This is a genomic window from Moorena sp. (assembly GCF_982860115.1).
Window position 1 is genome coordinate 2,356 of sequence record NZ_CEYLVT010000026.1, and the last position, 16,468, is coordinate 18,823.

Here is a 16,468-nt window from a genome sequence, read left to right on the forward strand (position 1 = left end):
TGAGTACGCTCCCCAAATTGCCAAACTTTTAACCCATTCAGATCGTGATGTTCGTGATATTGCGGCATTGGCTCTGGGTGAGATGGGAGCAGCCGCCTCTGAGTACGCTCCCCAAATTGCCAAACTTTTAACCCATTCAGATCGTGATGTTCGTTATAATGCGGCATCGGCTCTGGGGAACATGGGAGCAGCCGCCTCTGAGTATGTTCCCGAAATCCTAAAACTTTTAACCGACTCAGATAACCATTTCCCTAATAGGGCAGCAGAAGCTCTGGGTCAGATGGGGGCAGCCGCCTCTGAGTATGTTCCCGAAATCCTTGCACTTTTAACCGACTCAGACAGCCGAGTTCGTGATAGTGCGGTATTGGCTCTGGCGAGGATGGGAGCAACACCATCTGAGATAACTCCCCACATCCTAGAACTTTTAACCGACTCAGATAACCATTTCCCTAAGAATGCGGCATGGGCTCTGGGACAGATGGGAGCAGCACCATCTGAGTATGCTCCCGAAATCGCCAAACTTTTAACCGACTCAGAAAGGCGAGTCCGTGATAGTGCGGCCTATGCTCTGGAGCAGATGGGACCATTAGAGGTAAAAGACTTACTTTATGTATTGAATGAAGTTTATCGGTATCAGCGAGAAGCACCAAGGCTGCGTTTTCTGGCCTATTTCCTCAGTGGCGGGGAAAAAGACTCACTGCCCTTAATCCAGTGGCTGGGCTCACCTGAGCAATATCCCCATGAAATTCAGACCATCAATCACCAAGAAGGGTTGGACGTTCTCAAGCTATTTGAGCAAATCTGGGAAGATAGTCAACCTTTGCCTAAACTGCGCAAAGACTTAGAAAGGCAGATTGCCGAACTTGTTAATCACGTCCGCTGGAAACAAGCAGATATAGATCTGCTCAAGGAGCACTACCGTAATCTTAACAAAGCTGAGTCTAGACTTGCTGCGGACGTCAAAGCCAAAATTATTGCCTTAGAAGGAAAGCACTGGTTTCTGATTGGGTTTAAGGTTTGGCTAATCCATCTCAGTGGCTGGTTGTTGCTGATCATCATTTATCCTCGTTCTCTGCAAGTCCAAGCTCTAATCTGGGACTGGAAATTCCGCACCATTGTGGGCTTAGGCTATATCAGCGTGGCTCTAACCTGGATTCCCTGGTTGCGCTACCGATTACTGGCTCCCTTCCGTGAAGTGCTGGTGGCCGATGCTAGCTTAGATAGCTTTGATCCCCAGGCTTACTTTCCCGACTCTCACGTTAAGATTACACGAGCCACCCATACCCAACCGATTCAAACTGCGATTGGCCAACTCCAGTCTCCGGTCGTTCTGGTAGGGGAATCGGGGCTGGGCAAATCCATGTTTCTCCGGAATTTAGTCAAAACTTCGGGGCGGCTTGCGGTGTACCTACCAGCCAGCCAATGTGCCGGTGGTGTGGTGGAAGCGATTCAAGCTAAATTGCCCATCGCTGCCCATGACCCTAAATTCCTACAAAGCCTGATTAACTACAATACCCTAGATATCTGCATTGACGGACTCAATGAAGTCAGCCCTGACACCAGGGCTACCATTAATACCTTTGTGGAGCATCATGTCCAGGGGCATATTATCCTCACCACCCAACCCCTGGAATGGACACCCCCAGCTACGGCCAAAACCTACGTGCTGCAACCCCTGAAGCGCCAGCAAATTGCCGATTTCCTCACCTCTCGCCAAGGGATTTTGCCGGAAGATGCCCCTGTATCGGGTGTGGCCTACGAGCAAGCCTGTGACGACTATCTGGCCAGCCAACTCCACGAAACCCAATCGAAACAGGAGTTAGCCGCAGTACGTCGGTTTCTGTCCAATCCCATGGATTTGACCTTGGTGGCGCAACTGTTGGCCCAGGGCAAAGACCCCGATTTGCTCAACTTGCAACAGCAGCAGTATGAAATCATGGCAGAGGACTATCAACAGATTCACCTTTGTCCCTTTCCCCTCGCTGAATTTGCTGAAACCGTCTACCAGATGCGCCTCCATGATCAAATTACCATCCCAGAAGAGGGCTGCTTGGATGAGTTGCACTGTATGGAACGCTATAAAATGGTATTGACTCGTCAGCAGAAGGATGGGTTTGGTCGTACCTATCGAGAATGGAAGTTTCGCCACGATAAAATCCAGGAATACTTTATCGTCCAGACCTTCCTGAAAACCGAAAATCGAGAACGCCAGCACGAGCATTTGAGTGACCCCCGATTTCGCGGTGTCTACCTGCTGCTGGCCACCCTGTTGGAGGTTAACCAAGCTCTGGTATTACGGGAAACCCTGATTCAATCGGCTGCGGAAACTAAAGACCATGCCGTCAGTGACCAGTTCATCCAGCGATTTAATTCTCGTCAAGAGCTCACCCAAACTACCAACAATCATGGTGTGCTTGCCCTTTACCAGAAGCATTACCAAGACCTAATCGAAATTGCTAGACTACAAGCAAGCCGACTTATCAATGTTGAAAATAACGCCATGAGTGAATCAACCTCAGACTCCCATCACTCCAACTATCACTCCAAGTATCAGTTTAAATACGATCAATCTCAGTCTCAAAATAACTTTGTCGATACAGCTCAAAGAGAGTTTAAGCAAGAAATTGGTAGTGCAAATCAATACAATTATGCCCCGGAGCAAAAGCAAACTCTAACTGAAGCCGCTGCCGAAATTCAAGGATTATTAAAACAATTAGAGCAAAGTAATCCCAATGCCACGGATATAGAAAAGACAGCGTTTGTGAATATCGCGATTCCAGCAAGTACTAAACAACGGTTGCTTAGTGCCTTAGAAAGTGGTGGAAAAGAAGCCCTTAGGGAATTATTGGATAATCCCTATGTCAATGTGGGCATGGCAATTGTGGAAGGATGGCAGAATCCTTAGTAGGGTGTGGGGTGTAGGGTGTGGGGTGTAGGGAACAGGGTGTGGGGTTTGGGGTTTGGGGTGTAGGGAAAAAGTAGTTTTCTAGTAAGCTATCAGCTTATGCGCTACGCGCATAAGCTGATAGCTGAATGCTGATAGCTGAATGCTGATAGCTGATAGCTTACAAATAATCTAATCCCGAGAGGATATGGCCAAACTTTTGATTTAGAGTATCTATAGTTTCAGGTTTAAGATTATTTCTGAAATCTCCAGGAGTGATTTTACGTATGTGACTATTGGCTTTGGCATTTTTGGAATCTACTTGATCAGAGAATTGCTTAGACAAGCCGTTTATATCGTCTGAAGAAAGTTGAAACGGTTGAACAAACGAAGTTAACCAACTATCAAAGTTATATACCATATCTTCATACTTGAGTAGGTTAACATGAGGATGACCAATGAAGTGATTGAGATAGTTTTCATATCTCTCAAAGTAATCATCACTGAATGAAATCACAAACTTGTCTATTCCCCAAGAAAGCCACTCGTCTCGAATCGATTGCGTTATGCCTCCGTGAGTTTTTGTCCAAGAAAAGAACATTGAATTCAGACCATCTCTGGGGTCTCGTAGGTGTAGGTTTACAAAACAGCTATCTAAGTCTATCTCTAGGGGACGACGTATAGGGCCAATACACCCTGTATCTATAGAATTAAAGTCAGCAAGAGCTTCCTGGGAACAATTTACTTTAAAGTCTTGAAAATATAATAACTTATCACTTAACTCTTTATTATTGGCAGAATAGTATTTCATTTTAGCCAAAGCACAAGCTTCTAAAGTTACTCTGTGCAATAACATTGAAGCGGCTTTATGTACTGTAAAAACAGCTATTTTTGTGACTGGTTTCATAATCTAATTTAAGGATAGCGGTTTTTAATTAGGTGAGGTACATTTTTTTAGGGAATCGGGAAGAAATTATGTGTACCTCATTAGGCTATAAATCGCTATATTGATTAAATCATAATCCCTATATATTGAATAATTCTCGATCTTGTATACTGCCAACACTTTTGTGGGTGCATTGAGATGCATCCACAAACACTCTTCGGCAATAGAAGTATAATATCATGTTATGACATTACCCTGAATAAGCACCTACACAAAATTAATTACCTACTCTGAATTTCTGTAACCCTTACATTGTAATGCTTTGAGTTTTATAAAATGTGCAATTAATTTTGTGTACCTGCTTATAGAGGTTTTCAATTAGGTGAGCTACAAATTCTTGGGTTTTAGGGAGCAGGCAACAGGCAAGAGGCAATAGTCCCGACACTGCCTACACCTCCCACACTCCCGATTCCCGATTCCCGATTCCCGACTCCCGACTCCCGACTCCCAATTAAACTCAGAAAATAACCTCCACTACCAAGTCATCATAGTCTAAGTCACCACCACCAAAGGTATCCTCGAAGCTAAACCGATTATCCCCTAGTAGGCGGACGTGATCAAATTGATCAGGGTTAGCAGGTAAGAAACTAAAGTAGGCATTGAGACCGGAACCCTGCTGATTGGTAGGATTCTGAGTCAAGAACTCTGCAACCGTGCCATTAGCAATTAGGAACGGAGCTAACAATACCCCACCGGATATCCCACTGGCTAAATCTACCTGGTTGGAAACTGCAAGCTCTGCATAACCCGCATCACCGGGGTTGAGATTGCCAATTTTACCACTGGCATCATCAACCTGATAAAAGCCAAAGCTATTCTCAAACACAGCTTGACTACTAACCACAAACTCAGGTGTTACTGTTCCCGTCACATCGGTTAAATCCAGTAGCTCCACTTGCCCTTGAATCTGGGGACTCCCTATCCCTACAGTCGGAGTCAAAGCCGAAGCGTCTTGAACCGTTACCACTAAGTCATCAAAGTCTTGATCATCAGCATCTTCAAAGTTTAATGTCAATACTCCGTCGCTATTGGTCTCGGTTTGGATATGGTCTAAACCATCGCTATTGAAAGCAGCATCACCGAAAAATACAGAAGCATTGTCTCCTGCTAGCACTGCCTCTTTCGTGCTATTTTGTACTAGGTAAAATCCTAATTGATCCCCTACATCAAAATTGTTAATCAGACGAGTAGTTTGAGCACTATCTTCAGGATTCAGCAGCACAGAGAAAATAGTCTGAGCATTAGATAGAGCCGCTTCCACATAGCCTTCTTGACCAGGAGCAATACCATTAACTGTACCTTGGTCATCATCTATTACAAACACCCCAATTTCATTGACATTAGTAGCGTTTCCACTAATAAAGGTGAATAGGAGTTGGGCGTTGCCAGTGCTGTCACCAGTGATAGTAAAGGTATAGTTGGAATTCTGAGTCAGAGTAGAAGGAACAAAGGTATTATTGGCGTTCTGAGTCAGAGTGGAAGGAATAAAGCTAAAGATAGAGTTGACAGTAATATCAACAGTCGCTGTATCAAGGCCATCGGTGCCATCATATACCTGATAGATGAAGCTATCATTCCCACTGAAACCTGGATTAGGAGTATACGTAATAAGGTCATCATTGATATTATCCAAGGTACCGTTATTGTTAACCACAGCAGTACCATTAGAGGGAGCACTAACCACCACTAGACTTAGCAAATCCCCCTCAGGATCCGTGTCATTTTCCAATACATCAATAGTGACCGCTACCTCTTCATCCGTTATCACAGTATCATCTACGGCGTCTGGCGGGTCATTGACAGGAGTGACATTCAGGGTAAGGGTTGCTGTATCGGTGCCACCGTTGCGATCGCTAATTAGATAAGTAAACTGGTCAGATCCGTTGTAATCGGGATTCGGGGTGTAAGTGATCACGTCATCCGTTGGATCACTCGGCGTATTGTTGTCAATCACGAATGCCGTGCCGTGGCTAGGATTACTGATAATTGCCAGAGTCAGCGGATCCCCATCCCGATCAGAATCGTTATCTAGTACATCAATCGTGACTGTGGTATCTTCACTAGTAGTAGCCGTGTCGTCTAGTGCTTCTGGTATCTCATTGACAGAGGTAACCTCAAGGTTAACCACAGCCGTACCAGGAAAGGTGACACCATCATTTAAGCGATAAGCAAAACTATCCGAGCCATTGTAGCCAGGATTAGGAGTGTAAGTAATAAAGTCATCGCTTACATCATCAGGAGTGCCATTATCATTCACCACTGCCGTGCCATCTCTGGGCTCGCTGACAATAGTCAAACTACTGTCTTGCTCAGGATCGGAATCATTTTCCAGTACATTAATGTTGACTGCGGTATCTTCAGTAGTAGTAACTGTATCATCGACAGCAAATGGCGAATCATTCACTGCAGTAACCGTGACGTTAACAATTCCTGTGCTAGGACGGTTGACACCATCATCTAATCGATAGGCAAAACTATCCGGTCCATTGTAGTCAGGATCTGAGATATAGGTAATAAAGTCATCGCTGAGATTATCAGGAGTACCATTGTCATTCACCACAGCAGTGCCATGGTTGGGAGGCTTAACAACGGTCAGAATGCTATCGCCATCGGGATCAGTGTCGTTAGTGATTACGTCGATATTAACTGGTATGTCTTCATCCGTAGTGACAGTATTGTCTAACGCTATCGGTGGATCATTGACTGGATTAATAGTCAAGTTAACGGTTGCGGTGCTAATACCACCATTCCCATCATCTACCTGATAGGTTAAGCTATCAGATCCATTAGCATTGAGATTGGGAGTGTAAGTAATAAAATCATCGGTCGGATTACTCGGAGTGCCATTGTCATTAACTACTGCAATCCCATTGCTTGGATCACTAACAATGGTTAGAGTCAGGGGATTTCCTTCAGCGTCAGAATCATTTGCCAGTACATTAAAGGTAACTGGTGTATCTTCGTTAGTGATGACACTATCATCTACAGCTTCCGGTGCATCATTGACTGGATTAATCGTTAGATTAACCGTTGCGGTAGCAGGAGGGTTAACCCCATCATTTAATTGATAAGTAAAACTATCTGTTCCATTGGTGTTGAGATTCGGACTGTAGGTAATAAAATCATCAGTCAGATCACCAGGAGTGTTATTATTATTAACTACAGCACTACCATTACTGGGATTACTAACAACACTCAGACTACTATCTTCTTCAATATCCGAGTCATTGTTTAGTACATTAATGTTAACTGCTGTATCTTCATTAGTAGTGGCACTATCATTTTGGGCTTCTGGTGGATCATTAACAGGATTAATCGTGAGATTAACCGTAGCTGTGTCAATACCACCATTGCCATCATCCACTTGATAGATTAAACTATCATTACCGTTAGTGTTAGGATTGGGAGTATAAGTGATAAAGTCATCAGTGCGATCGCCTTGAGTGCCATTGTTATTAACTACAGCATTACCATTACTGGGATTACCGACAATTGTTAGAGTCAGGGAATCTCCGTCAATATCAATGTCATTACCTAAAACATTAATACTAACTGGGATATCTTCATCAGTCGTAGCACTATCATCTCCGGCTTCTGGTGGATCATTAACAGGAGTAATCGTGAGATTAACCGTAGCTGTGTCAATACCACCATTCCCATCATCCACTTGATAGGTGAAACTATCATTACCGTTAGTGTTAGGATTGGGAGTATAACTAATAAAGTCATCGGTGGTATCGCCTTGAGTGCCATTGTCATCTACTACGGCATTACCATTATTAGGATTACTGACAATTGTTAGGGTCAGGGAATCTCCGTCACTATCAATGTCATTGTCTAAAACATTAATATTAACTGGGATATCTTCATCAGTCGTAGCTGTATCATTTCCCGCTTGTGGTGCATCATTTACAGGAGTAACAGTAACGTTAACGGTAGCGGTGTCAGGAGGATTAACGCCATCGTTTAACTGATAAGTAAAACTGTCCGGTCCATTGTAGCCAGGATTAGGAGTGTAAGTAATAACGTCATCGGTTAGATCATCAGGAGTACCATTGTCATCTATTACTGCACTGCCATTACTGGGATCACTAATAACAGTTAGAGTGCTGTCTCCTTCAGTATCGGTGTCATTATCTAAAACATTAATGTTAACTGTTGTATCTTCAGTGGTAGTGGCAGTATCATCTACAGCTACCGGGAGTTCGTTGGTTAGGTTGAATTCAATATAGTCAAATCGGATGAATTCATCACCATCAGCGGTACCGTTAACCTCGATCAGGTCTCCGTTGCGGATAAACGTGCTGGGGCTAATTTGCAACGCGACGAAAGTGGAGGTTTCAGGGATACCACTAGCAGTAGAGCTAGGATTATTAAGAGTGATGGTAGGAAAAACGGTACTGCCAATGGTGACATCAATTGTGCCTTCTCCATCTATTTCGTCAAAGGTGCCAATGATTACTTCATAGGTACCAGTGGGTTGATTAAAGCTTGTGCTAGCAGTACCAGGGGGCAAACCAGTATTATTAACCGCATCAAATAGAGTGATTAGTGCGCCCCCAGATGCATCAGGATTACTAGTAGTTACAAAGTTAGTTATACTAGAGAAATTTTCTGCTTCAATTCTCGTCATAGTGTTGTAGTCTCCAACCTTTATCTGTGTCTAAAGCTATGGGAGTTTTATTTGGGAATTTTATTTTATAATTTTATTTGGGCAGGCAGTAATACCCTAGCAAGTTGATTTTCACTCAACCCCCAGGATCCCGATACCCTTTCCGGAGCCATGGGCAAGAGTAGAATACTATGCTAAACGTTTACAAAAACACCGAATTATTACAGCTAATGAAAAATCTCAGAAATCTGCGGCTGTATTAGTTACAGGGTTTTGAGTTTCCCTGTTTGAAAACCTATCTCAATGACGTAGATGCCCCACCAACATCTTTTGCTGACATAGTCTCAGAACTATACTATAGTCTTCCACCAGGAGCTTTAGTTTTTGCTGCCAAACAATGACTCTATTCATTGATGACATGAACTTGATAATATGTCACCATAAAATTTGGTAATTTTATCAAATCTTTATGCTATTGTTACGGATATTATAATTGCTCAATATTTTTTATGATTAGAGAATTATTAATGCGTTCGCGTAGCGTGGCCAAAGGCCAATCGCTTAGCGTGGCCAAAGGCCAATCGCATAAGCGCGGAAGCTTCCCGTGACTCGCGCTGCGGGTAGGGAATAGGGAAATAGTGGGAAGTATGGGGAGATGGGGAGATGGGGAGATGAGGAGATGAGGAGATGAGGAGATGGGGATTGAGATCAGCGACTGGCTACCCAAAACGGCACTGCATTCTTTTGTCCGTTGAACTTGTAAACACTATTACACCCATTCCTAGAATTCTATGGGTATAAACAATCCCCAAAATATACTTTATATATACTTTATACAAGTATTCAATTTTGGTTCACAAAATACAGATAGCTATCCAGAAAATAACTAATATGAAAATATTGAGTTTATCTTTCATCGAAAACTAATCCATTAAGTAATAACACTAGGTTTTATTATAAACATTACTTATGCAATAAATCTACTTTAATGATTCTTTAATAACGCCTTATACTACGTGATTTGGATTGATAGCGCTCACAGTGATAGGGTTTTTAGTCCAGTTTTAGATAAGTCCTGAACAAAAAAAATTAATTTCTAAATTTTTAACTTTCCTAAATCTTTAAAATTGATGGCTATATATAGCAAAGGGAACAGGGAATAGGGAATAGGGAAAAATTCTGTGTAGCTAATAGTTATGAAAAACCCTGTATCTCTACATTTACAGCGGTTTGCAATTGCTGTTAGGTACTTTCGTTCTGGGTTTTTAGGGCGCTGCATCGCTTGTCTGTACCCCCACACCCCACACCCCACCCCCTACTCCCTACTCCCTACTCCCTGTTCCCTTTGCTATTTTAAAGATAACTTTGCCAACTGGGATCAGTTACTGGCTCAAGCCTCTCCAGGCGATCGAACCCATTGGCATTCATCAGCCAGACACTATTTTGTCCATCGTCGAGATTGCGCCATAAGATATCATCGAAACCATTATCATCGATGTCGAGGGTGCCATGGATTACCTCCTGACCAGTACTGATTGGTGACTCGATTAACACTGATTCAATGTACTGAGTCCCTTCCATCCTCCAATAGTAAATACTTTGCTCTTGAGTATTGCGCCAGATAATATCCCCATCACCATCTCCATCCAAGTCTCCCGCTGCCCTCATTTCCCAAATACTAGTGACTGGTTCCGATTGAATTAACACTTCCTCAGCCACAGTGGTGCCATTCATTAACCAGACTTTATTTTCCCCAGTGGAGGTATTGCGCCAGAGAATATCCTGTTGTTGATCACTGTTAAAATCTTCGGTGCCACGAATTTCCCACTCCAGGTCTGGAGTTGGGGTGATGGACACTGCATTCTGAAACACCGATCCTGCCATCAACCAGATGCCAGTTTCACCAGTAGAGGTATTACGCCAGAGAATATCCTGTTGTTGATCACTGTTGAAATCCCCTGCACCCTGCATCTGCCAGGGACTGTCGGCTGGTTCTGTTGGTGAAGAAATTGTCACGGCTTGAGCTAAGTCGAGACCATCCATCAGCCAAGCACCATTAACTCCGGTCTCCTGATTACGCCAGAAAATAGTCACACTCTCGGTGATCGTGGATTGGTCATTGTCGGTAATGGTGAAAGTGGCACTGGCAGTCTGACCTAATTGATAGTTGGGACTATTCTCAAGGGTAATAATGACAGTTTCTTCCCCTTCTGCTATACCATCTGCGATTGGGGTGAGCTTGAGATCTACTGACTGCTGACCTTCTGGAATAGTAACGGTACCAGTTAGGATGGGCTTGTAATCTGAGGGGCTAGCGGTGCCACTGACCGTGTAAGTTACCTCTAGGCTTTGACTAATTTCTCCGGTGCGGCTAATGGTAATACCACCACTTTTTGGCACAGTTTCGGCTAATGTGCCATTAGTAGGGATAATGGTAAGTTCAGGCAAATTAATAGCTGGCTCAGCTAATGGTGCTGGTGTTATTTCAATAACGTCGATCCGCGCTAGTTCATCGGTTTGATTCCCCAAACTATCCGCCACAGCAGAGATTTCAATCTGATCCCCTGGAGCCAGTGTTACGTTTTCAAAGATGGGATTAGGATTGGATAAACCATCAAATATAGAACCAGTCAACCCGATATAATTACTAGAGTTGGGTGAGTCTATGGGTGGATTGCCCTGTTCTCCTGGGTTTTTATTGAAAATATATCTACTAATTGGGATATCGTTGACACGAAGTGTCAGGGTAGCTCGGCCATCTGCTTCATCAAAATGGGCAATATTAAAATTATAGTTACCAGCAAGACCGTCAGCTTCTGTCCAGGTTAAACGAATGAATCCTGGTTCAGTAGTATTGTTTGTGGAAATTTCGATAGCTTGGCCACCGGAAGCAATGTCACTATCAAAAACTATGTAGTTCTCTAAACTCAGCCTAGTTGTGTCTTCTGCCTCAAATGTTGGCATAATTACTATTATCCTCTCCTTTTTAGGGAATCGGGAATCGGGAATCGGGAATCGGGAATCGGGAAGTCAGAAGTTACAAGTCAGAAGTCAGAAGTTACAAGTTAGAAGTTACAAGTTACAAGTCAGAAGTTAGAAGTCAGAAGTCAGAAGTTAGAAGTTAGAAGTCAGAAGTTAGAAGTTAGAAGTTAGAAGTCAGAAGTCAGAAGTCAGAAGTAAGCGATTACTTACGTTTCGGAGTTTAGGAGCGATGCAGCGCGGTCTTGGGGGTTTCCCCCATGAGCGACTGCATCAAGACAATGTCCTAATTTGAATGGGTAGTGCTATAACAGCAGATCTGGAAACAAAAATTCTCACAATTCCTACAGGGATTGCTAAATACCGATTGCTAGATTGGAAATGGAACTTTTTTTTATCGAACTATTGTTCAGGTTTACTTAAATAAATTAAATTGCTTATGATTTGTCAATAGCTAAAACTATAGTTTTATAGTATTTTCATGAATTGTTATTCGTAAAATAAAATTACCATTACTATAGATGACATAATTATTATTGAATGTCACTATATAATTCCTTACTTCATGAAATCTTTACAGTTTTTTTTCACGGAGTTATTATAGTCTTCACGTTTAGAGATCTCGTTTAGAGTTATATATGTTGGATAGAATAGAAAGAAAACGGCCAAGGGTTAGACTTCAGGAAGGTAGCAATAAAATAGAGACTTTGCGGCAGTATTAAATCGGGTTTGTGATCAATCCCAGGCTACCGGAATTGATATAATCAGGTGATGTAAGCTATCAGCTAATGTGCTACGCACAAGCTATTTGAGGTGCTATCAGCTGATAGCTTACGTTGTTTACTTGAGGTCTGATCAACAGACGTTTCTTGTGGGATTCTTAAAGGATAATGTGCTACTTCTGAGTAATGGGTTGTTGGACACAGTTGAGCATGCGCAGAGTAGCAGCAGCGGCATAGTTCCGGCGTGCTTCAGAATTGGGGAAGAAAGCGTTACCTCTTTCGTTTAGGGGAGATGCCACTTGGCAGTAGGCAGACATGTCAGAAATTAGAGCAACAGCCCAGTGACCTTCGGTGTCGGAAAATTGTGTGACTGACCCATTAGAAACGAGTACCCCTGGCTGCCCTTGGAGGCTTTTGGCAAATTCAGCAGCTTTTTTTTGTACTGCCATCAATTCGGCACGAGTTACGGACTTATTTGGTCGAAAGGTGCCATCAGGATAGCCACTAACAATGTTGTTGTCCCTTGCCCATTGAATTTTGGCAGCACTCCAGCGCCCAGCCTCAACATCTTGATAGGGCCGTCCTGATGCTTGAGTGGGGACAGTAATATTAGCACCTGGCAGTTTACCTAAGCCTTCAATGACCATAGACACGAGTTGTTCTCTGGTGAGAAACCCTTGGGGTCTGAAAGTATTGTCTTGAAATCCAGCAATAAATCCCATTGCTACGGCTTTTTCAATTTCTGAGGCATAGACATCATTACCAATATCCCGAAATTTAGAGACTTCCCGTGGCGGAAGTGGGGGAAGGTCGGATGGATCACTACTTCCTGTGTTACCTAGGGGTGTATTAGTAGCAAGGTAGACGTGACCTAGCTCTTTGTTATTGAACATTCTCTTGGCAAATTCCCAACCGGGCTGCAGAAAAATTTTCATAAAGCCCTGGCTAATACCACCAGTTCTGCCAATGATTACTTCAGGAGCTTTACGATCAAGACGGTGCTTACCCACTAGCAACAGTTCACCATTACGCTCAACAATGCTGAGGATGTAATCGAGTCCTAAGTCTTCACCCGCCATGCGCATGGAATAGCCATTGCTATCAGTACTGCGTCCGCAAATGCCAGTAAAGTCAAAGTTCAACAGCAGTGGGTCTACGATCACTGGGTTAGTACCACTCTCGCTCCAACAGGCTCGCTTGTTGGATTTTTGCTCTATGATCAGCAGTTGATGGGAATTTGCGCCAAAGGGTTGAGCGACAGCAATAAACTTGCCTTGTTCAACTTGTTTTTGTTCAAAGGTAGCGGCAGAGGTTTGGTTGCCAAGACTGATTGCTGAGAAGGCAGTGGCTAGGGCAACGGTGGCGAAGGTGGCTAGTTTTTGTGGTAATTTTTGTCTTAAAGAATTTTTCATACTACTGACCTCTGTGTTTCACCATCTGTACTGAGCTTTTAAGATTTGTCAATTTTAAGACAACTCCTTCAAGCTATAATGATTAACTTTTAGATTAAATGTTTCTGGTTCTAATGGTTTAAGTTTTATGTTTGATTAATAAAATTTGAGCAAAAGTAGCTAAGGACACTAATATCAGTGTGAAGCTGGCGAAACTATCACAAGGTTTTCGAGCCTGAGGGTGATCTCTAAGCATGATGGGATCAAGGCTGAAAATCCGTCGGAGGTCGCTAGGATGTTATTTAATATTGCTGGTGTAGGGACTGGGTTAGGAATTCTAACCCTATTGGTGTTTGGGCTGTTGCAATGGTTGCACATCAGTACTGGTCATTTCCTAGATTGGGTGATTGGTGTGGCTAGCTTTTGGTGGCTGTTGGTGATTGTGACAGTTCCGTGGAATGTCCACTTGGAAGCTAGGGAAGTTTTAGCAGAGGGGTCGGCTTCCAGGGCAAATGACATTGCGGTTGACCCGAAGCAATTAGACTATGTGAAAATAATAGCTAAGCGATCGCTAACTGTAGCAATCGCCCTTCACGTCTTATCTGCTGTGGGTTTGTATATCCTTGCTGCTACTGGGATTAGTGCTGTGGGCTACGTCAGTTCGGGAGCAGCTTTGCTTTTAACTGCTTTGCGTCCAGCGGTACGTTTTTACCAGTATTTAGCAGCTCGGTTAAGGATGATCCGGCAAGAATTTACCTATCCTCGCCGAGATGTAATGGAACTACGGAATCGTTTTGAAGCTCTCGAAAGAAACGTCAAAGGTCTACAAGAGCAACTAGACCCACAAGAACCTTACTCTTGGGTGGCAACCCATCAGCGTTACTGGGAAGAGACTCGCAAAGCCTTAGCCCAACTTGAAGCATCCATGGCACAACTGGAAGCTCATAACAATGCAGAACACCAGCGTTTAGCTCGGGATTCTGAAAATGCGATCGCACAATTAACTACAGATAGTCAATTCCTCGACCATGTCCGAGAAATTATCCGATTTTTCAAGACAGCTTAGCAGTTAGAGCGCTACGCGCAGGGAATCGGGAATCGGGAATCGGTAGGTAATCGGGATCAAAGCAGGTTAGATGATTCATATAAACGTCTGACAACGGCGATAATTCGCTTGCCGTAATCTAAGTCAGCTGACCAGCGCCCACTGAGCTGTTCCACTAACGGAGCAATCCCTCGGGTAACGAAGCGAAACCGGGGATCGACCAAGGGTTGGACTAGGGGTTCCTGACTGGCGTAGGCTTTCAAGTGTTGGATATGGGCACGGACTCCAATTCTAGCGCTAGAGAACGTAGCTTCTTCCTCACTAGTCACTGCTCCCAAACCACCAAAATTATTTTGCTCAGGTCTAAGGCGATCGCTAAAGCGTAGGAAGTTAGTTTCTACACAAGCTTGGGCAAAGGCAATGTCATAGTTAACTCCCTCTACTGAGGCTTCTTCTCGATAGAGCCTAGGTAGGTCAGGAAACTGAGTCAGGCCGTTCTGATTATTGTTTTTAAGAAATATCTGTAACTGGACTTCGGAGGTGCTACCATGACCCATGATCCGGTCAATCAGACCTGGACAGATTTTCTGGGAAATTGAGCGCAAAATCACAGTGCGGGTGGCAGTATCCCAACCGACAAAGATGTTATAATCTCTTACTTCAATGGCCTTAACATAAACAACTCCCCGATATTGCACACGACGGACATTGTCAGCGGTGGTCAAATCGACTCCTAGGCGATCAGCTAGGTCAATGGGAATGTAAGAATTGCTATTGATTAAAACACCTCGATCATCGTAAGTCTGATTATTGATTTTAATATCAATGATCGGATAAACGGGATTGAATTGATCGGGTGGCTGTTCACCAGAAATCAAACTACTCCATTGGACCAGTCCATCAACTATGCCTCTGGCCATGTCACGACGTCGATTCTGGAGCAGAGCACGGTCTTGGGGATTAGTCAGAAAGCCAACTTCCAGCAGTAGGGAGGGCAGGATAACATCACGGCAAAAGGCAAGACGCCCAACCCCTGAGTCCGTATCGGGTTTTGCTCCTCGATTGGGCAGTTCAGGAAGGCGTGTGATCAAATAGCGCAGCATGAGTTCAGCATGCTTCTTGCGCTCAGTGTTATTGAAAATGTAAAAAGCAGAGGCACCTCGGATGTTAGGATTGGAAAAGGCATCAGCATGAATTTCTATCGCTACATCACCAAAACGAGCACGGTCATTAATCCATTGAATTGTCTGCCTTAAACTTAATTCATCAGGAACAGATAATACTTCATACCCACGCGATCGCAATTCTGGCACCACCAGATCTCGCAGCCGAATCATTTCTTCGGCTTCTGTTGTTCCACCGGCAATCGCCCCTGGGTCACGACCACCACTTTCTATGCCACCGTGACCTGCTGAAATAAATATACGTCCCATGTCTTGCTTTTTGCCCTCAGCCCTTAAATGAGCACTTGCTCTCTCCAGGATAAGGATTTAGTTTCCCTATGGCTAGGGGAAGTTGGACTGTACAAATCATCCCACCAATAGGGAACACCAAGGAATAACCAAAGCAACATGGACTGATGAAAAATTAAGGATGAATACTATCATTTAGCAAAGGGAGTAGGGAGTAGGGAGTAGGGAGTAGGGAGTAGGGGTAATACCGAGTTGCATTCAAAGAGAGTAGATTGGTTGGATAGGGAGATAGGGAGATAGGGAGATGGGGAGATGGAGATGGGGAGATGGGGAGATAGGGAGATAGGGAGATTGGCGGAAGAGAAAGTTGTACCTTTGACCGCAACTTGGTATAAGAAACTTGAAGGTAACTCATAAGTATGATCAACGCTATAGATTGAGCAACCTCTGGAAAATAATAGCTTTGAGCAAACTAAA

At 43.7% G+C, this 16,468-nt stretch carries 9 protein-coding genes; 3 read left to right on the forward strand and 6 right to left on the reverse strand.

What is annotated here, in order from left to right:
* Positions 1–2,905: HEAT repeat domain-containing protein (locus AC4II3_RS07115; protein ID WP_490722795.1), on the forward strand; the 2,905-nt coding region annotated here is incomplete at its 5' end.
* A gap of 160 nt (positions 2,906–3,065) precedes the next feature.
* Here AC4II3_RS07115 and AC4II3_RS07120 read toward each other — a convergent pair.
* The 3 genes from AC4II3_RS07120 to AC4II3_RS07130 all read right to left on the reverse strand — a co-directional run bounded on the left by AC4II3_RS07120 (position 3,066) and on the right by AC4II3_RS07130 (position 11,406).
* Positions 3,066–3,791, reverse strand: coding sequence for a sulfotransferase domain-containing protein (locus AC4II3_RS07120; protein WP_488013586.1), 726 nt, complete (start codon positions 3,789–3,791; stop codon positions 3,066–3,068).
* 496 nt (positions 3,792–4,287) lie between these two features.
* Entirely contained in the window at positions 4,288–8,463 is a 4,176-nt protein-coding gene (locus AC4II3_RS07125; protein WP_490722796.1) for an Ig-like domain-containing protein, read from the reverse strand.
* A gap of 1,332 nt (positions 8,464–9,795) precedes the next feature.
* Positions 9,796–11,406, reverse strand: a complete 1,611-nt coding sequence (locus tag AC4II3_RS07130; protein WP_488006464.1) for an FG-GAP-like repeat-containing protein — start codon at positions 11,404–11,406, stop codon at positions 9,796–9,798.
* Between AC4II3_RS07130 and AC4II3_RS07135 the strand changes: the two genes are divergently transcribed.
* Positions 11,381–11,539 (forward strand): hypothetical protein, encoded by a 159-nt coding sequence (locus AC4II3_RS07135; RefSeq protein WP_488006466.1) that lies wholly within the window; start codon positions 11,381–11,383, stop codon positions 11,537–11,539. The genes AC4II3_RS07130 and AC4II3_RS07135 overlap by 26 nt on opposite strands.
* Positions 11,540–12,316: 777 nt before the next feature.
* On the opposite strand, the gene AC4II3_RS07140 is transcribed toward AC4II3_RS07135, so the two are convergent.
* Positions 12,317–13,555 carry a DUF3747 domain-containing protein gene (locus AC4II3_RS07140; protein WP_488006468.1) on the reverse strand — a complete coding sequence of 413 codons (1,239 nt, stop codon included), beginning with the start codon at positions 13,553–13,555 and terminating at the stop codon, positions 12,317–12,319.
* Positions 13,556–13,829: 274 nt separating this feature from the next.
* Here AC4II3_RS07140 and AC4II3_RS07145 point away from each other — a divergent pair, with 274 nt between their 5' ends.
* Complete coding sequence (locus AC4II3_RS07145; RefSeq protein ID WP_488006470.1) at positions 13,830–14,600, forward strand: hypothetical protein; 771 nt, start codon at positions 13,830–13,832, stop codon at positions 14,598–14,600.
* 56 nt (positions 14,601–14,656) lie between these two features.
* On the opposite strand, the gene tftA is transcribed toward AC4II3_RS07145, so the two are convergent.
* A complete protein-coding gene (gene tftA, locus AC4II3_RS07150) occupies positions 14,657–16,012 on the reverse strand; it encodes a hormogonium tapered terminus morphoprotein TftA (RefSeq protein WP_488006472.1) in 1,356 nt (451 codons plus the stop codon).
* A 154-nt stretch (positions 16,013–16,166) separates the two neighbouring features.
* A complete protein-coding gene (locus tag AC4II3_RS07155) occupies positions 16,167–16,406 on the reverse strand; it encodes a hypothetical protein (protein ID WP_488006474.1) in 240 nt (79 codons plus the stop codon).
* Positions 16,407–16,468 lie beyond the last annotated feature (62 nt).